This window comes from Caballeronia telluris, from assembly GCF_001544495.1.
In the GTDB taxonomy this organism is placed as follows: Bacteria; Pseudomonadota; Gammaproteobacteria; order Burkholderiales; family Burkholderiaceae; genus Caballeronia; species Caballeronia telluris.
Window position 1 is genome coordinate 54614 of the sequence record NZ_FCNZ02000018.1, and the last position, 23813, is coordinate 78426.

The window sequence follows — 23813 nt, forward strand, 5'->3', positions numbered from 1 at the left end:
GTCTGGCCGCCATTGTTGCCGTCGCCGAATTCAGGCCGCCGCGGACGCCACCGCCGCAGGCGGCCGGGGCGCGCAAAACGCGATCACCCGATCCAGATACGTCGGAAAATCGCTGATCGCGTGATCGCCGCCCTGGATCAGCGTCGTTCGCACATTCGGGTAGTGGTCCAGCATCGTGCGGTAGTCGAGCACTTCGTCGCCGGTCGCGGCGATCAGATAGTAGCGCTCGGGCCGCGTGACCGGTTCGACGGACAGCGCGCGCAGTTCATCGAGATGGCGCGGCGTGACGACGACGCTGCCGCCGCCGTGCCACAGCGGCTGCTCGCCGAGGTAATGACTCAGGTCGCGCTGCGGGACGACCGCCGGGTTGAGCAGCACCGCGCGCCAGCCGTGCTTTTCGGCGAGATACGTCGCGTAATAGCCGCCGAGCGAGCTGCCGATTACGGTGACATCGCCGGCCGCGACGCCCTGGGTCAGCGTTTCGGCCAGTTCGATCGCTTCACGCGGCGACACCGGCAGCGTCGGGCATTGCCATTCGTCGAGCCGCCCGAGTTCCGTGAGGCGAGCGCGCATCGCGCGCGCCTTGAACGACTGCGGCGACGAACGAAAGCCGTGCAGGTAGAGGATCACGCGTGGCCCCTGGCTGGGCGCGCCGACAGCGCGTCCAACAGTTTCTGATGCACGCCGCCGAATCCGCCGTTGCTCATCACGAGGACGTGATCGCCCGGCTGTGCGGCGGCGACGACCGCCTTGACCAACTGATCGATTTCGTTGAACGCCTGCGCCTTCGCGCCGAGCGGCGCGAGCGCGCCGGCGAGATCCCAGCCGAGCTTGTCGCGGCCTTCGCGCGCGCCGTAGCCGAAGACGAGATCGGCATCGGCGAGACTCGACGGCAATTGCGCCTTCATCGTGCCGAGCTTCATCGTGTTCGAGCGCGGTTCCAGCACGGCGAGAATGCGCGCCGTCTTCCCCTCGCCGCCGATGCGCGTGCGCAGTCCGGCGACGGTCGTCTCGATCGCGGTCGGATGATGAGCGAAGTCGTCGTAGACGGTGATGCCGTCGACGCTGCCCTTCACTTCCATGCGCCGCTTCACGTTGCGAAAACTCCCGAGCGACTTCACCGCCTGCGACGGCGGCACGCCGACCGAGCGCGCCGCCGCGATGGCCGCGAGCGCGTTCATGCGGTTGTGCTCGCCCTGCACCTGCCAGTCGACGACCCCGAGCCGCTCGCCTTCCCAGTAGACGGCGAACTGCTCGTCGACGGGCGCGCCGTCGGTGGCGGGCAGCGCTTGCCAGCCGCCTTCGACGCCAAAGCGCTCGACGCCCGACCAGCAGCCGCGCGTCAGCACGCGTTCGAGCGCCGCTTCACGCCCGTTCGTCACGATGCGCCCGACGCCTGGCACGGTGCGCACGAGATGGTGGAATTGCGTTTCGATCGCGGCGAGATCGGGGAAGATGTCGGCGTGATCGAATTCCAGGTTGTTCAGCACCGCCGTGCGCGGCCGGTAGTGGACGAACTTCGAGCGCTTGTCGAAGAACGCGGTGTCGTACTCGTCGGCTTCGATCACGAAGAAGCTGGAATCGGTGAGCCGCGCCGAAATGCCGAAATTCAGCGGCACGCCGCCGATCAGAAAGCCCGGATTCAGCCCGCCTTCTTCCAGGAGCCACGCGAGCATCGAACTCGTCGTGGTCTTGCCGTGCGTGCCGGCGACGGCCAGCACCCATTTGCCCGCCAGCACATGTTCGCCGAGCCACTGCGGCCCGGAGGTATACGGCAGACCGCGATCGAGGATCGCCTCCATCAGCGGATTGCCGCGCGTCACGACGTTGCCGATCACGAACAGGTCCGGTTCGAGCGAAAGCTGCTCGACGCCGTAGCCTTCGATCAATTCGATGCCTTGCGCTTCGAGTTGCGTGCTCATCGGCGGATAGACGCCGGCATCGCAGCCGGTGACCTTGTGACCCGCCTCGCGGGCGAGGACGGCGAGACCGCCCATGAAGGTGCCGCAGATGCCGAGGATGTGGATGTGCATAAAGCGTGTCGGCGCTAGCGCGCCAGTCCCGGAAAACGTTGGACGGGCGGCTTTCGGATGCCCGTCGGCGAAGATGCAAGAAGGCGCTCATTGTAACCGAGGCGCCCGGCGCACCGGCTTTGCGGCCGTCCCGCGGGAGCATTGGCGCGGCGCCCTGCCTCGGCGGGCCGTGCCTGAATCTCTAGTATTATTCCGAGATGGTGCGCAAATCTCATTTCGATCCGCAGCGCGTTCGCGAGGAAATCGCCATCGCGGCTGCACGGATGATCGCCGAAGACGGGCTCGACTACGCCACCGCGAAGCGCAAGGCGGCGCGGCAGGTCGTGGGCGAATCGAAGGTCGGCGGCGAATGGCTGCCGGATAACGACCAGATCGAAGAAGAAATCCGCGAATACCAGGCGATCTTCCAGAGCGACAGCCAGCCCGCCGTGCTGCGCCGGATGCGCGAAGTCGCGCTCGACTGGATGCTGCGGCTCGAACCGTACAATCCGTACCTGACGGGCGCGGTACTCAACGGCACAGCCGGCGAACATTCCGACGTCCATCTGCAATGTTTCTGCGACAACCCGAAGGAAGTCGCGATCTATCTGCTCAATGCGAACATCCAGTACGACGTCTCCGAGACGCGGCATTTCGCCGGGCGCGGTTACGTTGAAACCTTAAGCTTCCTGAATCGGCCGACGCGCGCAGAGGAGCCGATCGGCATCCACATCGCGCTCTACGACACCAACGACCTGCGCGGCGCGGTTCGCGCGGACGGCCGCGGGCGGCTTGCGCGCGCGAACGCGGCCGCCGTGCGGGCGCTGCTGGACAACGCAGACGGCGCTGGCGGCCCGGGCACGCCGCCGCTCGGCATCGCCGGCTGAGCGGCCAACGACTGAACGTTCACTCACTCGCCATCCAATGAATTCCAAACGCATTCTTGCGGCGCTCGTCGTCGCGATCGCCGCCACCGGCGGCGGCTTCTACGCGGGCCATCTGATGACGGGCGGCACGACCGAGGCCGCGCCGTCGACCGATGCCGTTGGCCAGTTGTGGGCCGCGTCGCTGCAAAACGCGGCGGGCACCCAGCCATCGCTCGCGGCGTTCAAGGGCAAGCCGGTCGTCGTGAACTTCTGGGCGTCGTGGTGCGGCCCGTGCGTGAAGGAAATGCCCGCGCTTTCCGCGATGCACCGCGACTACGAGAAGAAAGGGATCACGTTCATCGGACTGGGCGTCGACACCGAAAAGAACGTGAACGACTTCCTGCAAAAGGTGAAGGTGGACTATCCGGTGTATATCGCGGGATTCGGCGGCGCCGACCTCGCGCGCCGCTTCGGCGACGACGCCGGCGGGTTGCCATTTACCGTCGTAATCGATGCAAAAGGTGTCGTTCGTTCGACAAAACTCGGCGAAGTCGATCTTTCGGAGTTGAAAAAGACGCTCGACGCACTGTAATAGTTCGACGCGACTTGATCTCAAAAAGCGCCAATTTGCCGCTTGTTCGGGGGATTTTAAAAGAACATAGTGCCGCACGGAGCATGCGTCAGGTAATTTGTTCCGGACCGGAATTCATCCGATTCCTGTAAAACTAGACAAAATTCTCTAAACGGCGCTAAAGTGCGCCCAATTCGCATCAACCCAGGCGCGCGGCGATGCGTACCAACCGAAGCGACTATGACACCACCGCTGGCGCTGCACGGCTTCGAAACGATTTGCCCGGCATCGTGAAGCGGCTGACCGGCCGGCAACGTATCACCCAAATATCAAGTTAAGCACCGGATGCGTTTCCGGTCTCCAAGTATTGAAAGGGGATTTTTCGATGGACCTTCGTAAACTCAAAACGCTGATCGACCTCGTCTCGGAATCGGGTATCTCGGAACTCGAAGTGACGGAAGGCGAAGGAAAGGTTCGCATCGTCAAGAACGCCGCGCCCGTCTACATGCAGGCGCCGCCGCAGTACATGCCGCAAGGCCAGGTCCAGGCCGCGCCGCAATTCGGCGCGCCGGGCGAAGCGAACGCCGCCGGTGCAGGCGCGCCCGCCGCCACGCCGGCCGCCGTCGCGCCGCAAGGCCATATCGTGACCTCGCCGATGGTCGGCTCGTTCTACCGCGCGCCGTCGCCGGGCGCCGATCCGTTCGTGCAGGTCGGCGACACGGTGAAGGAAGGCCAGACCATCTGCATCATCGAAGCGATGAAGCTCTTGAACGAAATCGAAGCGGACAAGTCGGGCGTCGTCAAGGAAATCCTCGTCGATAACGGTCAGGCAGTCGAGTACGGCCAGCCGCTGTTCCTGATCGGCGACTGAGCAAACGACACCATGCCGCGCCGGACGCGCCGCGCTTTTTCGACAGCGTGCCTCCGGCGTCAGGCCAGCACTCCGTGTCGCGTTGGCGTCGCCGCATCGAGTCCGGCAGAACGCGCCGCCGATCCTCCAGGGCTGCACACGCCGCCCGTTGACGAGTCGAATAATTGCTATGTTTGAAAAAATCCTCATTGCGAACCGTGGCGAAATCGCGCTTCGCATCCAGCGCGCGTGCCGCGAACTGGGCGTCAAGACGGTCATCGTCTATTCGGAAGCCGACAAGGAAGCGAAGTACGTGAAGCTCGCCGACGAAGCCGTCTGCATCGGACCGGCGCCGTCGAACCTGTCGTACCTGAACATGCCGGCGCTCATCAGCGCGGCCGAAGTCACCGACGCCGAAGCGATCCATCCCGGCTACGGCTTCCTCTCGGAGAACGCGGACTTCGCGGAGCGCGTCGAGCAGTCCGGCTTCACGTTCATCGGCCCGCGCCCGGAAACGATCCGCATGATGGGCGACAAGGTCACCGCCAAGCAGACGATGATCAAGACCGGCGTGCCGTGCGTGCCGGGTTCGGAAGGCGCGTTGCCCGACGATCCGAAGGAGATCGTGAAGATTGCGCGCGCCGTCGGCTATCCGGTGATCATCAAGGCGGCGGGCGGCGGCGGCGGGCGCGGCATGCGCGTGGTGCACACCGAAGCGGCGCTCGTGAACGCGGTCAACATGACGCGCGAAGAAGCGGGCCGCGCGTTCGGCAATCCGCAGGTCTACATGGAGAAGTTCCTCGAAAATCCGCGCCACATCGAAATCCAGATTCTGTCGGATTCGTTTCGCAACGCGATCTGGCTCGGCGAGCGCGACTGCTCGATGCAGCGCCGTCACCAGAAGGTGATCGAGGAAGCGCCGGCGCCGGGCGTTCCGCGTCGGCTGATCGACCGCATCGGCGACCGTTGCGCCGAGGCGTGCAAGAAGATGGGCTATCTCGGCGCGGGCACGTTCGAATTCCTGTACGAAAACAACGAGTTCTATTTCATCGAAATGAACACGCGCGTACAGGTCGAGCATCCGGTGACGGAACTCATCACGGGCGTCGACATCGTGCAGGAGCAGATTCGCATCGCCGCCGGCGAGAAGCTGATGTTCCGGCAGAAGGACATCCAGTTCCGCGGCCACGCGATCGAATGTCGCATCAACGCGGAAGATCCGTTCAAGTTCACGCCGTCGCCGGGACGTTTGACGTCGTGGCATTCGCCGGGCGGCCCCGGCATCCGCGTCGATTCGCACGCGTACAACGGCTATTTCGTCCCGCCGAACTACGATTCGATGATCGGCAAGCTGATTTCCTACGGCGCGACCCGCGAGCAGGCGATCAACCGCATGCGCATCGCGCTGTCGGAGATGGTCGTCGAGGGCATTTCGACCAACATCCCGCTGCATCGCGAGATGATGATCGACGCGAAGTTCGTCGAGGGCGGCACGAGCATCCACTATCTCGAGAACAAGCTGGCCGCGCGCCAGGCGGCCGTGGCCGCGGAAGAGGCGTAAAGACGATGAGTTACCGGGAATTGATCGCCGAACTGGATCGCGAGCACGCGGAAGCGCTGTCGGACGCGCTGCTCGACATCGGCGCGCTGTCGGTTTCGGTGGAAGACGCCGACGCCGACACGCCCGACGAGCAGCCGCTCTTCGGCGAGCCCGGTCTCACGCCCGATCGCCGCGCCTGGAACCGCTCGCGCGTCGTCGCGCTGCTTGCCGAAGACGCCGATCCGGCCGTGCTGCTCGCGGCGGCGTCGAACGAAATCGGTCTTGGGCAGACGCCCGCTTTCACCGTGCGCGACGTCGAGGAACAGGACTGGGTGCGGCTCACGCAGTCGCAATTCGATCCGATCTCGATCGGCGAGCGCATCTGGGTCGTGCCGTCCTGGCACGACGCGCCCGATCCGAACGCGCTCATTCTCGAACTCGATCCGGGTCTCGCGTTCGGCACGGGCAGCCATCCGACCACGCGTCTTTGCATGGAATGGCTGGAGCAGTCGGTTAAAAAAGATCAGTCCGTGCTCGACTACGGGTGCGGTTCCGGCATCCTCGCGATACTCGCGAAGAAATGCGGCGCGAATCCGGTGTTCGGCATCGACATTGATCCGCAAGCGGTCGAGTCCGCGCGCCAGAACAGCGAGCGCAACCGCGCGGAAGTCGCCTACGCCCTGCCGGACGATTGCCCCGAAGGCGAGTTCGATATCGTCGTCGCGAATATTCTTTCGAATCCGCTGAAGCTGATGGCGTCGATGCTAGCGTCGAAGGTGAAACCGGGCGGGCGCATCGCGCTGTCGGGCATTCTCGCGCGGCAGGCCGACGAAGTGGCGGCCGTCTATGCGCAATGGATCGACATCGGCGTCTGGCGCGAACACGAAGGCTGGGTATGCCTCGCCGGAACTCGACGCTAAAGCATTTAGAATAGCGCCATCGTCCACGAACCGGCCCTCGGGCCTTCGGCTCAAACATGGCGCTGGCAACCCGCTGTCCACACTGCGACACCGTTTTCCGACTCGATCCGCATCTGCTCGCGCCTCACGACGGCCGCGTGCGCTGCGGCTATTGCCAGGAAGTCTTCGACGCCGCGCATCATCAGTTCGAACTCGCGCCTGACGAGCCGGCGACGCCGGCCGAAGTCGGACACGCGAGCGCAGGCGACGAAGTCGCTTCGGCTTCTGCTCCTGTTCCTGCTGCCGCGTCCGCCGGCTTGTTCGCGGACGTGCATCGCGAAGACGACACGCGTTCGCCCGTAGCCGAAACACCCTTGACGAGCGGCTCGCACGCCGGTGAAGCCATCACGGCCGATACGCCTGCGGAAGCTCCCGCCGCCGATACTCCGCGCGAAGCCGCGCTCGAAACCTTCAGCAAACCGCATACGAAGTCGTTCGTCGCAGACGATGCCGCTTCGGGCGAAGAGACGGTCTTCGCGCCGTTCGCCGACGATCTCGCTCGCCGCGAAACGGGCGCGGAACCCGCGGCTCGGCATGAACGCGAAGCGAAACCGGCGCCTTCGACGCGCGATCGCGTGGAACCGTCGCTCGATGAGCGGCCCGAACCATTCGTCGCGCCGCCCGACGAGACAAGCGGAAAGCGCTTTGTCCGCGCGCGCACGGGACCGTTGGTCGAGCCTCCCGACGAAGCGCGGACGCAAACGCCGGCCGGCGCGCCTCTCGACGCCGGCGCGGAACGCTTCGCCGAGCGCCGCGAAGAACCCTTCGTCGACCCATCGCGGCGCGGCGCGCACGAAACCGAACGCCCTGCGCCAGGTCACGCATGGCCGTCCGATCCCGAACCGCGCTTCAACGCGCCGCCTGCGGGCGCCGACGGATTCTCCGCGCGCAACAACGGCGAGGCCGCGCCCTATCCCGGCATGCGCGAGACGGTCCCGCCGTGGCGCTCACCGAAGTTCTGGAGGGTGAGCGGACGCGTGGCCGCCGTCGTGCTCGCCATCACGCTGGTGCTGCAACTGGCATGGTGGCAACGCGAAACTGTGATCGTCTACTTTCCGCACGCGCAGTCGATCTATGCCACGGCTTGCGAGCAGATCGGCTGCATCGTGACGCCGCCCCGCGACATCGACGGATTGCAGATCGAGAACTCCGGCTTGAGGCAAGTCGACGGACCGCACAAGCTCGAACTGAAGCTGTCGCTGCGCAACCGGTACGACGTCGCGCTCGCCTATCCGGCGCTCGAACTCACCTTGCTCGACGAGAAGAACAACATCGCGATTCGCCGCGTGCTCTGGCCGCAGGATTACGCGCGCCCGGGTACGATATTCGCCACGGGCCTGGCCGCCCGCAGTTCGCAGCCGGTGATCGTGCGGCTCGATACCGGCGACGCGGTCGCCGCGAACTATCGCGTGCAGGTTTTTTATCCGTGATGCCCAGCAGCAGGACGCCCCGCTTTTCCCTGACGCGCGCCCGCGCCGGACGCGCGCTTTCCTCTGAACATCTGATGCAATCCAGGAGCGCAACATGAGTCAAGTTACCCTCGGCGGCAACCCGATCGACGTGGCCGGCAGCTTCCCGTCGGCAGGACAGCAGGCCCCCGATTTCACGCTCGTCGGCGCGGACCTCGGCGACGTCAAACTCGCGAACTTCGCGGGCAAGCGCAAAGTCTTGAACATCGTCCCGAGTCTCGATACGCCCACCTGCGCCACCTCCACGCGCAAGTTCAACGAAGCGGCCGGCAAGCTCGACAACACGGCCGTCGTCGTCGTCTCGGGCGACCTGCCCTTCGCGGCCAAGCGCTTTTGCGTGACCGAAGGGCTGCAGAACGTCGTCACCGCATCGACGTTCCGGGGCACGGAATTCGCACAGGCTTATGGCGTCGACGTCACGAGCGGACCGCTCAAGGGCCTGACGGCGCGCGCGGTCGTCGTGATCGATGCGAACGACAAGGTCGTGTATTCCGAACTCGTGTCCGAAATCAAGAACGAGCCGAATTACGACGCGGCGCTCGCAGCGCTGAAGTAAAAACAATGTTCGCGCGGACCGTTCGCGGTCCGCGCATTCGTGAGGCTGCGCGTGCAGTCTGACGAATGCGTCTTTCCCTTCACCGATTCGTTTCAAAGGACGTTCGCCTTGGCTACGCTTATCTGCGGCTCGCTCGCCTACGACAACATCATGACCTTCCAGGGCCGCTTCGGCGACCACATCCTGCCGGACCAGGTGCACATGCTGAACATCAGCTTCCTGGTGCCGACGATGCGCCGCAACTTCGGCGGCTGCGCGGGCAACATCGCGTACGCGCTGAAGCTGCTCGGCGGCGACGCGAAGATCATGGCGACGCTCGGCGAAGCCGACGCGCAGCTCTACCTCGACCGGCTCGACGCGCTCGGCCTCTCGAAGGACTACGTGCGCGTGCTGCCCGATCAGCACTCGGCGCAATGCTTCATCACGACCGATCTCGCGAATAATCAGATCACCGCGTTCCACCCGGGCGCGATGATGGAATCGCACCAGAATCGCGCCGACGAGGCACGCGGGATCACGCTCGGCATCGTCGCGCCCGACGGCGCCGACGGCATGCGTCAGCACGCCGACCAGTTCGCGAAGGCGGGCGTGCCGTTCGTCTTCGATCCGGGGCAGGGCCTGCCTATCCTCGAAGGTGTAGAGCTTCGTCACATGATTGAACTTGCCACTTACGTGGCGGTCAACGATTACGAAGCCAAGCTGTTGAGCAACAAGACCGGCTGGTCGATCGAAGACATCGCAAGCCGCGTCGAGGCGCTGGTGGTCACGCGCGGCGAATTCGGCGCGCAGATCCACCACAAAGAGGGCGTCGAGGAGATTCCGGTCGTGAAGGCACGGCAGGTGGTCGACCCGACAGGCTGCGGCGACGCGTTCCGCGGCGGTCTCCTGTACGGCATCGAAAACAAGCTTGGCTGGGAGAAGACCGGGCGTCTTGCCAGCCTGATGGGCGCGCTTAAAATCGAACATCAGGGGCCGCAGACTTACGCGCCGACGCGCGCCGAAATCGAAGAACGTTTCAAGCAGGCATTCGGAACCAGCCTGTCGTAATTTGTGGAGCAAGGGAATGAAAAGCATGAGTCGTGTTGCGCTGGCCGTGGCGCTGGTCAGCTCCGTGGCAATGTCCGGCTGCGCCTATAACAGCAGTTCGCCCGATGTTTACACGGCATCGCAGGCGCAGCGCGAAGAGACGGTCCGCATGGCGACCGTCGAGAGCGTGCGCGGGGTGAAGATCAGTTCGAACAACGGACAGCCGAGCGGCCTCGGCGCGATCGGTGGCGGCGCGCTCGGCGCGGTGGCCGGCAGCACGATCGGCGGCGGCACCGGGTCGATCCTGACGGGCATCATCGGCGGTCTGGCGGGCGCAGTCGCGGGTAACGCGGTGGAGAACAACGTCGCGGTGAAGAACGGCCTCGAGATCACCGTGCGTCTGGATAACGGCGACATGCGTGCCATCACGCAGACCTCGTCCGGCGAAGTCTTCCAGGCGGGCGAACGGGTTCGCCTGTTGTCGAGCGGCGGCGTGACGCGCGTCACGCACTGAGCAGGCCAGGAACGAAGGCATCGGCCGTCAGGCTTGATCGCCGACGGCCTGGAACACGCTTACGAGCGCATGTGCCGAAGGGCACGTGCGCTTTTTTGCGTCCGTCCGATGCGAACGAGCCTGCGGGAATCGTTCAAGCCGATAAAAAACCCGCCGTCGGATTGCTCCGGCGACGGGTTTTGACCGGGTAGCCCTACCCGGCCGAGAGACACATCGAGTGTGTCGCGATGCTGCGTGCTGCCCGGTACTTACGGACGGCTGCCCGTCGGGAACGGCCATGCCGCAGCCGGGTTCAACGCCGTCTTGACCGCCGAAGCCGGAGCCGGAGCTGCCGGAGTCGTGGCGGTGGTTGCCGGAGCTGCAGGGGCGCTCTTCTTTGCGGCGGCGGCCTTCTTGACCGGAGCCTTCTTCGCAACCGGTGCGGCCGTTTTCGCTGCTGCCTCGGGAGCACTTTTGGTGGCGGCAGGGGCTGCCGCCTTCTTTGCAGCAGGAGCCTTCTTTGCAGCAGGAGCCTTCTTTGCAGCAGGAGCCTTCTTGGCAGCAGGCGCCTTCTTCGCGGCAGGAGCCTTCTTGGCAGCAGGCGCCTTCTTCGCGGCAGGCGCCTTCTTGGCAGCGGGCGCCTTCTTCGCCGCAGCCTTTTTCGCGGGGGCCTTTTTCGCGGCAGCCTTTTTCGCAGGCGCCTTCTTCGCCGCGGCCTTCTTCGCCGGCGCTTTCTTGGCTGCTGCCTTCTTCGCCGGCGCCTTCTTCGCCGCTACCTTCTTCGCCGCTACCTTCTTCGCCGCGACTTTCTTGGCTGCTACCTTCTTCGCCGGCGCTTTCTTGGCGGCTACTTTCTTCGCTGCGACCTTCTTGGCCGCGACCTTCTTGGCGGCAACCTTCTTCACCGCGACTTTCTTCGCCGCGACCTTCTTGGCCGGCGCTGCCTTCTTGGCGGCGACCTTCTTCACGGCGACCTTCTTCGCGGCGGTCGCCTTCTTGGCGGCCGTCTTCTTCACGGCCGGCTTTGCTGCAGCCTTCTTGGCGGCGGGTTTTTTCTTGGCAAGTGCCATCATTTTCTCCTTCAGGTTTCAGATGAGAGTCAGTTCAAACAACACCCTTCGTCAAAACCCGCTTCCCGCGAGCGCGTCTCACGGCGCACGCTGCGAAGCGGATTATTCATCGGCGTACGCTGATCCCACCTGCTTACGCTAATGAATACGGCAAGGCGCGCCGTGCCCCGCGGCACCGCGCGCCAAATTGAGTCGACACCGAACTCCGGTGCCGGCAATCGCTTGATCGAACCGGCGGCGAGGCCGCCGGCATTCTCCGGGGGGAAGTTTGCCCGTCCCATTGAAGGGACCGCAAAACGCCTGTCTTCTAGTCGGGCCATTGGCCCTCGAGGCGCACTTTGCATCAGGCGACCGTTCTCCTAAAACCTTGACTGCAGATGCTTCGCGTTGGTCGCGGCGGCACCTGCATCCCATCGATTTCCGTCTGCAACACGTCCTGGGCTTGTTGTTATTCCCAGGTCAGCGCGCCGCCCGTTTGATAGTCAATCACGCGTGTCTCGAAGAAGTTGCGTTCCTTCTTCAAGTCGATCATCTCGCTCATCCACGGGAACGGGTTTTCCTCGTTCGGATAGAGCGGGTCGAGACCAATCTGCTGACAACGTCGATTGCAGATGAAGCGCAGGTAGCTCTTGAACATCGACGCATTCAGGCCGAGCACCCCGCGCGGCATGGTGTCTTCAGCGTAGCGATATTCGAGTTCGACCGCCTGCTTGAAAATTTCGCGAATCTCCGCGCGGAACGCCGGCGTCCACAGTTGCGGCTCTTCCAGCTTGATCTGGTTGATGAGGTCGATACCGAAGTTGCAGTGCATCGACTCGTCGCGCAGGATGTACTGGTACTGCTCCGCCGCGCCCGTCATCTTGTTCTGACGACCCAGCGCCAGAATTTGCGTGAAGCCGACGTAGAAGAAGAGCCCTTCCATCACGCAGGCGAACACGATGAGCGACTTCAGCAATTTCTGGTCCGCTTCGAGCGTGCCAGTGGTGAAGGCGGGATCGGTGAGCGTCTGGATGAACGGAATCAGGAACTCGTCCTTCGCGCGGATCGAGTCGACTTCGTGATACGCGTTGAAGATTTCGCTCTCGTCGAGACCGAGCGACTCGACGATGTACTGGTAAGCGTGCGTGTGGATCGCCTCTTCGAACGCCTGGCGCAGCAGGAACTGGCGGCACTCCGGCGCGGTGATGTGGCGGTACGTGCCGAGCACGATGTTGTTCGCGGCAAGCGAATCGGCCGTCACGAAGAAGCCGAGGTTGCGCTTGATGATGCGACGCTCGTCGTCGGACAGGCCGTCGGGGTCCTTCCACAGGGCGATGTCGCGCGACATGTTCACTTCCTGCGGCATCCAGTGGTTGGCACAACCCGCCAGATATTTTTCCCACGCCCACTTGTACTTGAACGGCACGAGCTGATTGACATCGGTCTTGCCGTTGATGATGCGCTTGTCCGCGACGTTGACGCGCGCTTCGCTGACTGCGGCGATGGCGCCTGCGGTTGCCGCTGCGGGAGCGACGAAGTCGTCGGAGAAGATGTTGGTCGCCGAGTCGGCGTGGCGTGCTGCCTGATGTGCTGCTTGAGGAGCAACTTGATGACCGGCGCTCGATGCTTGCTGCATGCCGGCAGCCGTACCCGCGGCGTTGCGCAACGTGTTCTGTTGCGAAGCGCTCGACGGAGCTACGGCAGTGGTCTCGTCATCCCAGTTGAGCATAGATTCTCACCATCAATTTAGATCGGTTTGTACCATCTTTTCATGAGCGATAAAAGAGCTTGCTCATGAAAATTCCTGTTTTGTGTTCGCGTTGCTACCTGCATACAACACTTTGCTCAACGCATCGTGTGTGAAGCCTCTCGCGACGTGCGTTGCTGTTCGATCGACATGCTCATCATCGAGCGTTGCTTCGTGCTTGATGCTTCGACTTGCGCGCTTGCGTGACTGCGTTTGAAGTGAGCGTCGAAGCGAATGCGAAGTGAGCCTCGACGATGCCAGTGACCCGCGCTTTCGCATCGCCTGCTCTGCCCTTCTCGAGGAGCGACGCTTCATCGAAATCGCACGGCTCGATGCTGCTTCGAGCGGCCGCCCTATGCGGCCAGAACGCTTCGATGAACCGACAACGCGTTGCCGAAGTGTAGCATCCGAGGTCTCAAAATTCCACTAAATGTTGGGCTTCGAACACTTCAAACCACAAGCTATTGTGGAACGCAAGACGCCGCCGGATCTCGCCTCGGGTGCGCTTGTCAAGGCCTTGCATACGTCAGCGTTGCCTCAACGGGTCGAGCAGCGAGCGCAGATTGTTGTGATCGATCTCGTGCATGAGCGCGAGCAGCCGGCCGAGCTGACCTTGCGGAAAACCCTCACGCGCGAACCACGCGAGGTAGTGAGCGGGCAGGTCCGCGAGCAACCTTCCCTTGAACTTTCCATAGGGCATCGTCTGCGTGACGAGCCGCTGCAAATCTTCCGGGTCCATGTCCTTCCATCCTGTCAGTCGATGCCGATCGAGAAGCGCACCATATCATCGCGCGCCATCGACGGCCCGATGCCTCGGCAGCGGCCTCTCTTCGATGCCATAATCGCCGCTGCCCCGCGAAGAGACGTTCGATCGATTCTCCATGCCGCTCGCCATCAAAGCCTTCGTTGCCCCTCTCATCGTCGCGTGCGCGATGTTCATGGAAAGCGTGGATGCGAACGTCATCGTGACGGCCATTCCCGAGATGGCACGCGCGTTCGGCCGCGATCCCGTCACGCTGAAGATCGCCGTTACCAGTTACGTGCTCGGCCTCGGCGTCTTCATCCCGATCTGCGGCTGGGTCGCCGACCGCTTCGGCGCGCGCACCGTCTTTCGTACCGCCATCGGCATCTTCGTGGTCGGCTCGCTCTTGTGCGCAGCCTCCGACTCCCTCGCCACCTTCACCGTCGCGCGCTTCGTGCAGGGCGTCGGCGGCGCGATGATGGTGCCGGTCGGGCGCATCATCATCTTCCGCTCGGTGCGCCGCTCGGAGTTCATCCGCGCGATGAACTACCTGAGCGTCCCGGCGATGCTCGGGCCCGCCGTCGGGCCCCTGCTCGGCGGCTTTATCACCACCTACCTGCACTGGCGCCTGATCTTCTTCATCAACATCCCGATCGGCATCGCGGGCATCTATCTGACGAACCGCTATATCGCCAACTCGCGCGAGGAGCATCCCGGACGGCTCGACTGGTTCGGCTTCTTCCTCTCGGCAAGCGGCGGCACGCTGCTCCTGCTCGGACTGTCGCTCGTCGGCGGCGAGCTGGTGCCGAATAGCGTCGCGGGCGCGATGTGCGCAGTGGGCGCGCTGATGGTCGCGCTCTACCTGCTGCACGCGCGACGCGCCGAGCGACCGCTCCTCGACCTGCGCTTCTTCCGCGTGCCGACCTTCCAGGCGAGCGTGCTCGGCGGTTCGCTCTTCCGGATCGGGCTCGGCGCGGTGCCGTTCCTGTTGCCGCTCGCGTTGCAGGAAGGGCTGCACATGACCGCGTTCAAGTCGGGGTCGATTACGTGCGCGTCGGCGTTCGGCGGCATGTTCATGCGCTCGCTCGCGGCGCGCGTGCTGCATCGCTTCGGTTTCCGCCACACGCTGATGGTGAACGCGGCGCTCTCGGGCATCGCGATCGCGGCGTGCGGCCTCTTCTTCCCGGGCACGCCGACGTGGGTCATCTGGGCCGTCGTACTGCTTGGCGGCTTCTTCCCGGCGTTGCAATTCACGAGCCTGAACTCGCTCGCGTATGCAGAGATCGAAACGCGCGACGTCGGCCGCGCGACGAGTCTCGCGAGTTTCATCCAGCAAGTTTCGCTCGGACTCGGCGTGACGATCGCCGGCATCACGCTCGACATCTCGCAGAGCGTGCAGGGTCACGCGACGATCGTCTGGCCGGATTTCTGGCCGGCGTTCTTCGTGGTCGGCGCGTTTTCGTTCCTGTCGATTCCGGTGACGGCGCGGCTCTCGCGCGAGGCGGGGTCGGAGATTTCGCGCGGAACGCGCGGCTGAGCCGCTTCGTCTCGTTCGCCTGAGATCGCCTTCCAGCGTTGCTCGCGGCCCTTCGCGCCGCACCAAACGAATCGGGCCGGTAGCGGAACCGTTCCTCGCGACGTCGATTGTTTCGACATCCGAGCATGGTTCCGCTACCGGCCCGACTCTTCACTCAGGAACGCCGGCCGGGAATCACCCGCCCGGCGCTTGCACCACGCCGACGCTTACTGGCAAGCCTCGCACTCGTCGAAGCCCGGATCGCCCGGACGCATCATGCAGACCGGACCATCCGCTTCCGGCGCTGCCGCGACTGCCGGCGCCGCTGCTGCTGCGGCTGCCGCGTTGAAGCCGCCAGCCGACGAACCGCCCATGCTCATGCCGCCGCCAAAGCCCGCACCCGACGCGCCACCCGCGCCATTGCCCGACTCGCCCGACGGCACCGAGTTCAGCGCGCCGTGCGCGACCGTCGACTTCTCGACGCTCGTCGCCGACATCGTGCGCAGGTAGTACGTCGTCTTGAGACCGCGCAGCCACGCGAGCTTGTAGACCTCGTCGAGCTTCTTGCCCGACGCGCCGCCCATGTAGATATTCAGCGACTGCGCCTGATCGATCCACTTCTGCCGGCGCGCCGCCGCTTCCACGACCCACTTCGCGTCCAGTTCGAACGCCGTCGCGTAGATCGCGCGCAGATCGGCCGGAATGCGGTCGATGCGCGAGAGCGTGCCGTCGAAGTACTTCAGGTCGGAGACCATCACTTCGTCCCACAGGCCGCGCGCCTTCAGGTCGCGAACGAGGTAGTCGTTCACCACCGTGAATTCGCCCGACAGATTCGACTTCACGTACAGGTTCTGGAACGTCGGCTCGATACACGCCGAGACGCCGATGATGTTCGAAATCGTCGCCGTCGGCGCGATCGCGACGCAGTTCGAGTTGCGCATGCCGTGCGTGGCGATGCGCGAACGCAGCGAGGTCCAATCCATCGATTCGCTTTCGTCCACTTCGACGTAACCGCCGCGCTCTTCGGCCAGGAGCTTCAGCGAATCCTGCGGAAGAATGCCGCGATCCCACAGCGACCCGCGGTAGCTCGAATAACGGCCGCGCTCTTCGGCCAGTTCCGTCGAGGCGTAGTACGCGTAGTAGCAAACCGCTTCCATCGACGTATCGGCGAATTTGACGGCCTCATCCGACGCGTACGGCGTGCGCAGCAGGTGCAGGCAGTCCTGGAAGCCCATGATGCCCATGCCGACCGGGCGATGCTTCAGGTTCGAGTTACGCGCCTTCGCCACCGCGTAGTAATTGATGTCGATCACGTTGTCGAGCATGCGCATCGCGACGCTGATCGTGCGCTTGAGCTTGTCGTGGTCGAGCGCCAGCGTGCCGTCGGCCTGTTTCGCCAGGTGCGCGACGAGGTTCACCGAACCCAGGTTGCAGACGGCGATTTCCGTGTCGCTGGTGTTCAGCGTGATTTCCGTGCACAGATTCGACGAATGCACGACGCCGACGTGTTGCTGCGGCGAACGGATGTTGCACGGGTCCTTGAACGTGATCCACGGATGGCCGGTTTCGAACAGCATGCCGAGCATCTTGCGCCAGAGTTGCGCCGCCGGAATCTTCTTGAACAGCTTGATTTCGCCGCGCGCCGCCTTGTCTTCGTAAGCCGTGTACGCCTTCTCGAACGCCGCGCCGAACAGGTCGTGCAGGTCCGGGCAGGTCGCCGGCGAGAAGAGCGTCCAGTCGCCGCCTTCGTGGACGCGCTTCATGAACAGGTCGGGAATCCAGTTCGCCGTGTTCATGTCGTGCGTGCGGCGGCGGTCGTCGCCGGTGTTCTTGCGCAGTTCCAGGAACTCTTCGATGTCCAGGTGCCACGTCTCCAGGTACGCGCACACCGCGCCCTTGCGCTTGCCGCCCTGGTTCACCGCGACGGCCGTGTCGTTCACGACCTTCAGGAACGGCACCACGCCTTGCGACTTGCCGTTCGTGCCCTTGATATGCGAGCCGAGCGCCCGCACGCGCGTCCAGTCGTTGCCGAGACCGCCCGCGAACTTCGAGAGCAGCGCGTTTTCCTTCAGCGCTTCGTAGATGCCGTCGAGGTCGTCGGCGACCGTCGTCAGGTAGCACGACGACAGTTGCGAGCGGCGCGTGCCGGAATTGAACAGCGTCGGCGTCGACGACATGAAGTCGAAGCTTGACAGCACGTTGTAGAACTCGATGGCGCGTGCTTCGCGGTCGATTTCGTTCAGCGACAGCCCCATCGCGACGCGCATGAAGAACGCCTGCGGCAGTTCGATGCGCTTGCCTTCCGTGTGCAGGAAGTAGCGGTCATACAGCGTCTGGAGGCCGAGATAGCCGAATTGCAGGTCGCGGTTCGCGTCGAGCGCGGCGCCGAGACGCTTCAGGTCGAATTGCTGGAGCTTGTCGTCGAGCAGTTCCGCTTCCACGCCCTGCTTGATGAAGAGCGGGAAATAGTCGGCGTAGCGCTCGCTCATGTCGGCTTGCGTGACTTCGTCTTCCAGGATTTCGCGGCGGATCGTGTGCAGCAGGATGCGCGCCGTGACCTGGCTGTACGCCGGGTCCTTTTCGATCATCGTGCGCGCAGCGAGGATGGCCGAGTCGTAGACCTGGCTCATCGGCACGCCGTCGTACAGGTTCTTCACCGTTTCCGCGACGATCGGATCGGCGCTGACGGCGTCGCCGAGGTTCTCGCATGCCGAGACGATCAGCGCCTTCAGCGCGTTCAGGTCGAGCGGACGCGAGATGCCGCCGTCGATCACGTTGATGCCGAGCGCGTTCGCCTGCACTTCCGGCGCGTGCGCGCGTTCCTGCGTGCGCTTCTCGCGATACAGCACGTAGGCGCGCGCGACGTTGTGCTCGCCGCCGCGCATCAGCGCGAGTTCGACCTGATCCTGAATGTCTTCGATATGAAACGTGCCGCCGTTCGGACGGCTGCGCACGAGCGCGCGCACGACGCTCTGCGTGAGTTGCTCGACCAGCTCGCGCACGCGCGCGGACGCCGCGCCCTGCCCGCCGTTCACGGCGAGGAACGCCTTCGTCACCGCGATGGCGATCTTCGACGGCTCGAACGACACCACGGTCCCGTTGCGACGGATGACCTTGTAGTCGGCAAGCGTCGTGTTCGGCGCGAGCGTCTGCGCGCCCGGCTGCTGCGCGGCGGCGGCGGGACGTGCGGAGGCGCCGTCAAAGGAGGTCGTGGTGTTGTCGGTGGTTTGCATGTGCAAATCTCCTGGTGTTCGATGGTGCGGAACGTCCGCGGTTGGTTGGTTCAAGTTCGCGCCGGGTGCGTCGCCGGTGCGGACATCTGGAAACTGAAAACGGTCAGCCGGAGAGACGTGTTTCGTTCGGGCTGTGCCGTTCTTCCCCGACGCTTTTCTGCGATGGGTGGCTTTCATCGACTGTGTGGCCTTCTCGGTGCTACGTGCATGCGGTTGCCGGCGTGCTGCCGACGGATTGCAGACGCGTTTGCTGCTCACATCGCGGCGGCTCGACGCGGTTCTGGTCTTTGTTTCATGACCGCGCGGCCGCCTTCTGCTTCACCTACCCCGTAAAGCCGACGGCGCCGGCTCTCAGAGCGGGCGCCGCCTCGACAACACAAGATGTAGTGCAATTTGCGTCTATGGGCACCAAGTATAGTGAACTTCCGCACAGTCTCAAAAAGATTTATTTGCCTGTCGAATGCCTGCGAGGGATTGACTTTTGCTTGGCCGAAGCACGGCAAGGCCGCGGGCGTTCCCCGTGCTGCGACGCAACGAGAATGCCCTTACGCCTGATTCAGGTACGGGAAGAACCGCGAGGAGAGACCGGTGGCGCGCACGAATCGCGGCCAGTCGAAGTGAGGGCCGGGATCGGTCTTGCGGCCCGGCGCGATGTCCGAATGGCCGGCGAGCGCATCGATCGGATAACGCTTCGCGAGTACGCCGACGAGCGTTTGCAGCGCTTCGTATTGCGCGTGTTCGAAGGCGAAGCGGTCGCTGCCTTCCAGCTCGATGCCGATCGAAAAATCGTTGCAGCGCTCACGTCCGAAGAACTCCGACACGCCCGCGTGCCACGCGCGATCGTTGCAGGAAACGTACTGCTCGATCGCGCCATCGCGACGAATCACGAAATGCGCCGACACGCGCATGCCGCGCAACTGCTCAAAGTACGGATGCGCGTCGTGGTCGAGGCGATTCTGGAAGAAGTCGCGGATCGCGTCGCCGCCGAAGTCGTCGGGCGGCAGGCTGATGTTATGCACGACGATGAGCGTCGGCTCGATCGCGCCCGGCCGCGCCTCGTAATTCGGCGAGGGCAGCCGCGTCGCGGTGGAGAGCCAGCCGTCGGCGTCGACCGTAGCGATGGCTTCGGCGCGCGGAGACTGCGTCATCGCGCGTCGCGGCCCGTGGGGCGCGCGGCGTGGCGATGCGCGTGATCGGAGCAGCAAAAGCGCTGCCCCGCGACGACGAGCGTTTCACTGCGCGGCGTATGCACGCCACACTCGGCGCAGCGCACGAGCGAATCGGGCAGTTGCGGCGCGCCGCTCGCACCGTTGCCGCTGCGCGCACCGGTGCCGCTCGCGCTGTCGGTGTCGGCGCGCGTGCCCTGCGAGGCGGTCTGCGCGCGCGCGTTCGCGCGTCGCAGCTTGCGGAACAGCCACTGGCTCGCGAAGAACACGAGGATCAGGAGGAGAATTTGTCGCATGGCGTGACTAATAGAAGAAGGCTGCCCGGCTCAGACGACCGCGCGGTGCAGCAGCACTTCGAACACGAAGCGGCTGCCGACATAAGCGAGCAGGAGCGCGACGAACGAAGCGAGCACCCAGCGCAACGCGGCACGACCGCGCCAGCCGGAGACGCGGCGCGCGGTCAGGAGCGCGCCGAACATGAGCCATGAAAGGAACGCGAACACCGTCTTGTGATCGAGCTTGAACGCGCGGTCGACGAGTTGTTCGTTGAAGGCGATGCCCGAGACCAGCGTGAGCGTCAGCAGCACAAAGCCTGCCGCGATCAATCGGAACAGCAGCTTTTCGAGCGTGAGAAGCGGCGGCAGCGTATCGAGCCAGCTTGTCAGCCAGCCGTTCGACGTGTGACGCGCCGCCGAGCCGCGCATGTTCTGCAGGCGCTTTTCGACCATCAGCATCAGGATCGCGTGCAGCGCCGCAATCGCGAAGAGGCCATACGCGATGTTCGCGATCAGGAAATGCAGCTTGAACATCGGCGCGGCAGAATACGGCAGCACGCGCACGCCGCCAAAGAGAAGCGGCAACAGCGACGCCACGCAGGCGAGCGGCAACACGAGCAGCCGCAAACCGTCGAGCGGAAAGAAAAAGCTCTCGATCCAGTAGATGCCCGCGCCGAGCCAGAACATCGCCGACAGCGCGAACGCGAAGCCGAAGATCATCGCGTTCTGCGGGAAGATGGTGGTGTGCAGCAACACCCCGTGCACGACGAGCGCGACAAATAACAGCGCGCGCCCGATGCCGCTCATGCCCGACGCCTTCGATGCCCGCGCGGGCGGCAGCGGCGCGCCCGCGGGAATGCCCGCCAGCGCGGGCTCGACGGCCGTGTGGCGATGCGCGCGCCAGCCCGCTACGGCAAGACCGCCGTACAGAAGCGCAGTGAGGGCATACAGTACAATATCCATGTTCGAAGTTTACACTAGGCCCCGAACTCACGACGTCTTCCCTCCCGCCGACACGGCGTGACCGGGCGCCACGTCGAGGCCGCACTCTCTACCGCTCCCCATGCTCGACAATCTCACTCAACGGATGGCGCGCGTCGTCAAGACGCTGCGCGGCGAGGCCCGGCTCACCGAGGCTAACACGCAGGAAATGCTGCGCGAAGTGCGTCTCGCCTTGCTGGAGGCGGACGTCGCGCTGCCGGTCGTGCGCGAATTCATCGCCAAGGTGAAGGAGAAGGCGCTCGGCGAGGAAGTCATTTCGAGCCTGTCGCCGGGACAGGCGCTCGTCGGCGTGGTGCAGCGCGAGCTGACGGCCGTGATCGGCGGCGACTACGAAGGCAAGGCCGCCGAGCTGAATCTCGCGGTCACGCCGCCCGCCGTGATCCTGATGGCCGGCCTTCAGGGCGCGGGCAAGACCACGACCACCGGCAAGCTCGCGAAGCTGCTGCGCGAGAAGCACAAGAAGAAAGTGCTCACGGTCTCCGTCGACGTTTACCGCCCCGCCGCCATCGCGCAGTTGAAGACGGTGACCGAGCAGGTCGGCGCGGACTTCTTCCCGTCCGAGCCGAACCAGAAGCCCGCCGACATCGCGCGCGCCGCCGTCGACTGGGCGAAGCGTCACTACCACGATGTGCTGATCGTCGATACGGCGGGCCGTCTCGGCATCGACGAAGCGATGATGAACGAAATCAGCGAGCTTCACGGCCTGCTGAAACCCGCCGAAACGCTCTTCGTCGTCGATGCGATGCTCGGTCAGGACGCCGTGAACACCGCCAAGGCGTTCAACGACGCGCTGCCGCTCACCGGCGTCGTGCTCACCAAGCTCGACGGCGACTCGCGCGGCGGCGCGGCGCTGTCCGTACGTCACGTGACCGGCAAGCCGGTGAAGTTCGTCGGCGTCGCGGAAAAGCTCGACGGGCTCGAAGTCTTCCATCCGGACCGCATGGCGAACCGGATCCTCGGCATGGGCGACATCATGGCGCTCGTCGAGGAAGCGCAGCGCGGCGTCGACCAGAAGGAAGCGCAAAAGCTCGCCGACAAGGTCAAGAAAGGCGGCGACTTCGACCTGAACGACTTCAAGGCGCAGCTCGCGCAGATGAAGAACATGGGCGGTCTGTCGTCGCTGATGGACAAACTGCCCGCGCAGTTCCAGCAGGCCGCGCAGGGCGCGGACATGGGCGTCGCGGAAAAGCAGATGCGCCGCATGGAAGGCATCATCAATTCGATGACCATCAAGGAGCGCGCAAAGCCCGAACTGATCAAGGCCGCGAGAAAGCGCCGGATCGCCGCGGGCGCGGGCGTGCACGTCCAGGAAGTCAACCGGATGCTGAATCAGTACGAGCAGATGCGCGGCATGATGAAGAAGCTCAAGGGCGGCAACCTGCAGAAGATGATGCGCGGCATGAAGGGCATGATGCCCGGCATGCGCTAACTGACGCGCCGTCGAACCCGCGCCCGCCCGCGAAGCCGCGGCGTGCGCGGGTTTATCATATGGCGCTCGTCGCTGTTTTTTCCCACACTAGGTATTCACGCCACCGCGCCGCTTTCCTTATGAATCGCGAAGAAGCTCTCCACATTTTCAGCCACTCCGAAGAAATCGTGTCGGCGGCCGATGTCAATGCGTCGATCGAACGCATGGCGCAGGCCATCCGCGCGGCGACCAGCGAGGATTTCCCGCTCGTCCTCTCCGTGATGGGCGGCGCGGCGGTGTTCACGGGCATGCTGCTGCCGCATCTCGACTTCCCGCTCGAGTTCGACTACATCCACCTCACGCGCTACCGCAACGCGATCAAGGGCGGCAGCGAAATGCAATGGCGCGTCGCGCCGGCAGAATCGGTAAAGGATCGCGTGGTGCTCGTGCTCGACGACATCCTCGACGAGGGCGAGACGATGGCCGCCATCCGCGACCGCATCATGATGATGGGCGCGAAGCAGTTTCTGTCGGCGGTGCTGTGCGAAAAAACCATTCCGAAGGCGAAGCCGCTGCGTCCCGATTTCTGCGGATTCGAGGTGCCGGACCGCTATGTGTTCGGCTGCGGCATGGACGCGAAAGGCTACTGGCGTAACCTGCCGGCCATCCGCGCGCTCACTGAAGGCGCGTGAAGTTCGGATCAGCGTAAAAAAAGCGGCCTCGGCCGCTTTTTTTACAGCTGATGCACGAAAGTGCGTATCCCGGTCAGGATCATCTCGACCGAAATCGCGACCAGCACGAGTCCCATCAACCGCTCGAACGCGGTGACGGCCCGCTCGCCGAGCCAGTGCTGGATCTTCTCGGCAAGAATCAGCACGATCGCGCAGACGATCATCGTGACCGTCAGCGCGCCGACCCATTCCAGCATCTTTCCCGGCGCCTGCGACGTCAGCAGCATCACGGTCGCCAGCGCCGACGGGCCCGCGATCGCGGGAATCGCGAGCGGCACGATCAGCGGCTCGCCGCCGCGCGAATCGCCGCCCATCGGGCCGTCGGGATGCGGGAAGATCATCCGGAGCGCGATCAGGAACAGCACGATCCCGCCGCCGATCCGAAGCGACAAGTCGGTGAGACTCATCGCGCGCAGGAAGCGGTCGCCGACCAGCATGAACACGAGCAGAATGCCGAACGCGATCGCGATTTCCCGCAGGATCACGATACGCCGCCGCTCGGCCGCCACCCCGCGCAGCGCATTGATGAAGATCGGTATGTTGCCGAGCGGATCGGTGATCAGAATGAGCAGGACGGTCGCCGAGAGGAAGTTGTACTGCAC

General features: G+C 64.3%; 23 protein-coding genes. 12 read left to right on the forward strand and 11 right to left on the reverse strand.

Features of this window, described 5'->3' with window-relative positions:
• Nucleotides 1–30: 30 nt before the first annotated feature.
• Entirely contained in the window at nucleotides 31–630 is a 600-nt protein-coding gene (locus tag AWB66_RS21980) for a YqiA/YcfP family alpha/beta fold hydrolase (protein ID WP_087632290.1), read from the reverse strand.
• Nucleotides 627–2033, reverse strand: coding sequence for a UDP-N-acetylmuramate:L-alanyl-gamma-D-glutamyl-meso-diaminopimelate ligase (gene mpl / locus AWB66_RS21985; RefSeq protein WP_087632291.1), 1407 nt, complete (start codon nucleotides 2031–2033; stop codon nucleotides 627–629). The genes AWB66_RS21980 and mpl overlap by 4 nt, the downstream gene beginning before the upstream one ends.
• Before the next feature lie 197 nt (nucleotides 2034–2230).
• Here mpl and AWB66_RS21990 point away from each other — a divergent pair, with 197 nt between their 5' ends.
• From AWB66_RS21990 to AWB66_RS22030, 9 genes are all read left to right on the forward strand, one after another.
• Complete coding sequence (locus tag AWB66_RS21990; RefSeq protein WP_087632292.1) at nucleotides 2231–2899, forward strand: UDP-N-acetylmuramate--alanine ligase; 669 nt, start codon at nucleotides 2231–2233, stop codon at nucleotides 2897–2899.
• A gap of 37 nt (nucleotides 2900–2936) precedes the next feature.
• Complete coding sequence (locus tag AWB66_RS21995) at nucleotides 2937–3470, forward strand: TlpA family protein disulfide reductase (RefSeq protein WP_087632293.1); 534 nt, start codon at nucleotides 2937–2939, stop codon at nucleotides 3468–3470.
• 364 nt (nucleotides 3471–3834) lie between these two features.
• Nucleotides 3835–4320: an acetyl-CoA carboxylase biotin carboxyl carrier protein gene (gene accB, locus AWB66_RS22000; protein ID WP_087632294.1), complete on the forward strand. Its 486-nt coding sequence runs from the start codon at nucleotides 3835–3837 to the stop codon at nucleotides 4318–4320.
• A 169-nt stretch (nucleotides 4321–4489) separates the two neighbouring features.
• A complete protein-coding gene (accC, locus tag AWB66_RS22005; protein WP_087632295.1) occupies nucleotides 4490–5860 on the forward strand; it encodes an acetyl-CoA carboxylase biotin carboxylase subunit in 1371 nt (456 codons plus the stop codon).
• Nucleotides 5861–5865: 5 nt separating this feature from the next.
• Nucleotides 5866–6759 (forward strand): 50S ribosomal protein L11 methyltransferase, encoded by an 894-nt coding sequence (prmA, locus tag AWB66_RS22010; RefSeq protein WP_087632296.1) that lies wholly within the window; start codon nucleotides 5866–5868, stop codon nucleotides 6757–6759.
• 56 nt (nucleotides 6760–6815) lie between these two features.
• Entirely contained in the window at nucleotides 6816–8228 is a 1413-nt protein-coding gene (locus AWB66_RS22015) for a DUF3426 domain-containing protein (protein WP_087632297.1), read from the forward strand.
• A gap of 94 nt (nucleotides 8229–8322) precedes the next feature.
• Nucleotides 8323–8823, forward strand: coding sequence for a thiol peroxidase (tpx, locus tag AWB66_RS22020; RefSeq protein WP_087632298.1), 501 nt, complete (start codon nucleotides 8323–8325; stop codon nucleotides 8821–8823).
• 108 nt (nucleotides 8824–8931) lie between these two features.
• Entirely contained in the window at nucleotides 8932–9870 is a 939-nt protein-coding gene (locus AWB66_RS22025; RefSeq protein ID WP_087632299.1) for a carbohydrate kinase family protein, read from the forward strand.
• 16 nt (nucleotides 9871–9886) lie between these two features.
• Nucleotides 9887–10363, forward strand: a complete 477-nt coding sequence (locus AWB66_RS22030; RefSeq protein WP_087632300.1) for an outer membrane lipoprotein — start codon at nucleotides 9887–9889, stop codon at nucleotides 10361–10363.
• Nucleotides 10364–10611: 248 nt separating this feature from the next.
• Here AWB66_RS22030 and AWB66_RS22035 read toward each other — a convergent pair whose 3' ends face one another.
• The 4 genes from AWB66_RS22035 to AWB66_RS22050 all read right to left on the reverse strand — a co-directional run bounded on the left by AWB66_RS22035 (nucleotide 10612) and on the right by AWB66_RS22050 (nucleotide 13877).
• Nucleotides 10612–11412: a histone H1-like DNA-binding protein gene (locus AWB66_RS22035; protein WP_087632301.1), complete on the reverse strand. Its 801-nt coding sequence runs from the start codon at nucleotides 11410–11412 to the stop codon at nucleotides 10612–10614.
• A 29-nt stretch (nucleotides 11413–11441) separates the two neighbouring features.
• Entirely contained in the window at nucleotides 11442–11756 is a 315-nt protein-coding gene (locus AWB66_RS34425; protein WP_087632302.1) for a hypothetical protein, read from the reverse strand.
• Between the two features lie 104 nt (nucleotides 11757–11860).
• On the reverse strand, nucleotides 11861–13120 hold the full coding sequence (locus tag AWB66_RS22045; protein WP_087632303.1) for a ribonucleotide-diphosphate reductase subunit beta: 1260 nt from the start codon (nucleotides 13118–13120) through the stop codon (nucleotides 11861–11863).
• A 544-nt stretch (nucleotides 13121–13664) separates the two neighbouring features.
• The gene (locus AWB66_RS22050) at nucleotides 13665–13877 is read right to left on the reverse strand and encodes a DUF3820 family protein (protein ID WP_087632304.1); all 213 of its coding nucleotides are present in this window, start codon (nucleotides 13875–13877) and stop codon (nucleotides 13665–13667) included.
• A 142-nt stretch (nucleotides 13878–14019) separates the two neighbouring features.
• On the opposite strand from AWB66_RS22050, the gene AWB66_RS22055 reads away from it, so the two are divergent.
• The gene (locus tag AWB66_RS22055; RefSeq protein ID WP_087632305.1) at nucleotides 14020–15417 is read left to right on the forward strand and encodes an MFS transporter; all 1398 of its coding nucleotides are present in this window, start codon (nucleotides 14020–14022) and stop codon (nucleotides 15415–15417) included.
• Between the two features lie 206 nt (nucleotides 15418–15623).
• Here AWB66_RS22055 and AWB66_RS22060 read toward each other — a convergent pair whose 3' ends face one another.
• The 4 genes from AWB66_RS22060 to AWB66_RS22075 all read right to left on the reverse strand — a co-directional run bounded on the left by AWB66_RS22060 (nucleotide 15624) and on the right by AWB66_RS22075 (nucleotide 21033).
• Nucleotides 15624–18629, reverse strand: a complete 3006-nt coding sequence (locus tag AWB66_RS22060) for a ribonucleoside-diphosphate reductase subunit alpha (protein ID WP_087632306.1) — start codon at nucleotides 18627–18629, stop codon at nucleotides 15624–15626.
• A 545-nt stretch (nucleotides 18630–19174) separates the two neighbouring features.
• On the reverse strand, nucleotides 19175–19777 hold the full coding sequence (gene ampD, locus AWB66_RS22065; RefSeq protein ID WP_087632307.1) for a 1,6-anhydro-N-acetylmuramyl-L-alanine amidase AmpD: 603 nt from the start codon (nucleotides 19775–19777) through the stop codon (nucleotides 19175–19177).
• Entirely contained in the window at nucleotides 19774–20091 is a 318-nt protein-coding gene (locus AWB66_RS22070) for a PP0621 family protein (protein ID WP_087632308.1), read from the reverse strand. The genes ampD and AWB66_RS22070 overlap by 4 nt, the downstream gene beginning before the upstream one ends.
• Nucleotides 20092–20121: 30 nt before the next feature.
• Nucleotides 20122–21033 carry a cytochrome C assembly family protein gene (locus AWB66_RS22075; protein WP_087632309.1) on the reverse strand — a complete coding sequence of 304 codons (912 nt, stop codon included), beginning with the start codon at nucleotides 21031–21033 and terminating at the stop codon, nucleotides 20122–20124.
• A 100-nt stretch (nucleotides 21034–21133) separates the two neighbouring features.
• Here AWB66_RS22075 and ffh point away from each other — a divergent pair, with 100 nt between their 5' ends.
• Complete coding sequence (gene ffh / locus AWB66_RS22080; RefSeq protein WP_087632310.1) at nucleotides 21134–22501, forward strand: signal recognition particle protein; 1368 nt, start codon at nucleotides 21134–21136, stop codon at nucleotides 22499–22501.
• 119 nt (nucleotides 22502–22620) lie between these two features.
• Complete coding sequence (locus tag AWB66_RS22085) at nucleotides 22621–23172, forward strand: hypoxanthine-guanine phosphoribosyltransferase (protein WP_087632311.1); 552 nt, start codon at nucleotides 22621–22623, stop codon at nucleotides 23170–23172.
• 41 nt (nucleotides 23173–23213) lie between these two features.
• Here AWB66_RS22085 and AWB66_RS22090 read toward each other — a convergent pair whose 3' ends face one another.
• Nucleotides 23214–23813 carry a MarC family protein gene (locus tag AWB66_RS22090; protein WP_087632312.1) on the reverse strand — a complete coding sequence of 200 codons (600 nt, stop codon included), beginning with the start codon at nucleotides 23811–23813 and terminating at the stop codon, nucleotides 23214–23216.

What these genes read in the sequence shown, in the direction of transcription:
- AWB66_RS21990 (WP_087632292.1), top strand. Translation starts at nt 2,231, where the DNA reads ATGGTGCGCAAATCTCATTTCGATCCGCAGCGCGTTCGCGAGGAAATC.
- AWB66_RS22085 (WP_087632311.1), top strand. Translation starts at nt 22,621, where the DNA reads ATGAATCGCGAAGAAGCTCTCCACATTTTCAGCCACTCCGAAGAAATC.
- tpx (WP_087632298.1), top strand. Translation starts at nt 8,323, where the DNA reads ATGAGTCAAGTTACCCTCGGCGGCAACCCGATCGACGTGGCCGGCAGC.
- ffh (WP_087632310.1), top strand. Translation starts at nt 21,134, where the DNA reads ATGCTCGACAATCTCACTCAACGGATGGCGCGCGTCGTCAAGACGCTG.
- AWB66_RS22030 (WP_087632300.1), top strand. Translation starts at nt 9,887, where the DNA reads ATGAAAAGCATGAGTCGTGTTGCGCTGGCCGTGGCGCTGGTCAGCTCC.
- AWB66_RS22055 (WP_087632305.1), top strand. Translation starts at nt 14,020, where the DNA reads ATGCCGCTCGCCATCAAAGCCTTCGTTGCCCCTCTCATCGTCGCGTGC.
- AWB66_RS22015 (WP_087632297.1), top strand. Translation starts at nt 6,816, where the DNA reads ATGGCGCTGGCAACCCGCTGTCCACACTGCGACACCGTTTTCCGACTC.
- mpl (WP_087632291.1), bottom strand. Translation starts at nt 2,033, where the DNA reads ATGCACATCCACATCCTCGGCATCTGCGGCACCTTCATGGGCGGTCTC.
- accC (WP_087632295.1), top strand. Translation starts at nt 4,490, where the DNA reads ATGTTTGAAAAAATCCTCATTGCGAACCGTGGCGAAATCGCGCTTCGC.
- AWB66_RS22070 (WP_087632308.1), bottom strand. Translation starts at nt 20,091, where the DNA reads ATGCGACAAATTCTCCTCCTGATCCTCGTGTTCTTCGCGAGCCAGTGG.
- AWB66_RS22075 (WP_087632309.1), bottom strand. Translation starts at nt 21,033, where the DNA reads ATGGATATTGTACTGTATGCCCTCACTGCGCTTCTGTACGGCGGTCTT.
- prmA (WP_087632296.1), top strand. Translation starts at nt 5,866, where the DNA reads ATGAGTTACCGGGAATTGATCGCCGAACTGGATCGCGAGCACGCGGAA.
- AWB66_RS34425 (WP_087632302.1), bottom strand. Translation starts at nt 11,756, where the DNA reads ATGCAAAGTGCGCCTCGAGGGCCAATGGCCCGACTAGAAGACAGGCGT.
- AWB66_RS22045 (WP_087632303.1), bottom strand. Translation starts at nt 13,120, where the DNA reads ATGCTCAACTGGGATGACGAGACCACTGCCGTAGCTCCGTCGAGCGCT.
- AWB66_RS21995 (WP_087632293.1), top strand. Translation starts at nt 2,937, where the DNA reads ATGAATTCCAAACGCATTCTTGCGGCGCTCGTCGTCGCGATCGCCGCC.
- accB (WP_087632294.1), top strand. Translation starts at nt 3,835, where the DNA reads ATGGACCTTCGTAAACTCAAAACGCTGATCGACCTCGTCTCGGAATCG.
- AWB66_RS22035 (WP_087632301.1), bottom strand. Translation starts at nt 11,412, where the DNA reads ATGGCACTTGCCAAGAAAAAACCCGCCGCCAAGAAGGCTGCAGCAAAG.
- AWB66_RS22050 (WP_087632304.1), bottom strand. Translation starts at nt 13,877, where the DNA reads ATGGACCCGGAAGATTTGCAGCGGCTCGTCACGCAGACGATGCCCTAT.
- ampD (WP_087632307.1), bottom strand. Translation starts at nt 19,777, where the DNA reads ATGACGCAGTCTCCGCGCGCCGAAGCCATCGCTACGGTCGACGCCGAC.
- AWB66_RS22060 (WP_087632306.1), bottom strand. Translation starts at nt 18,629, where the DNA reads ATGCAAACCACCGACAACACCACGACCTCCTTTGACGGCGCCTCCGCA.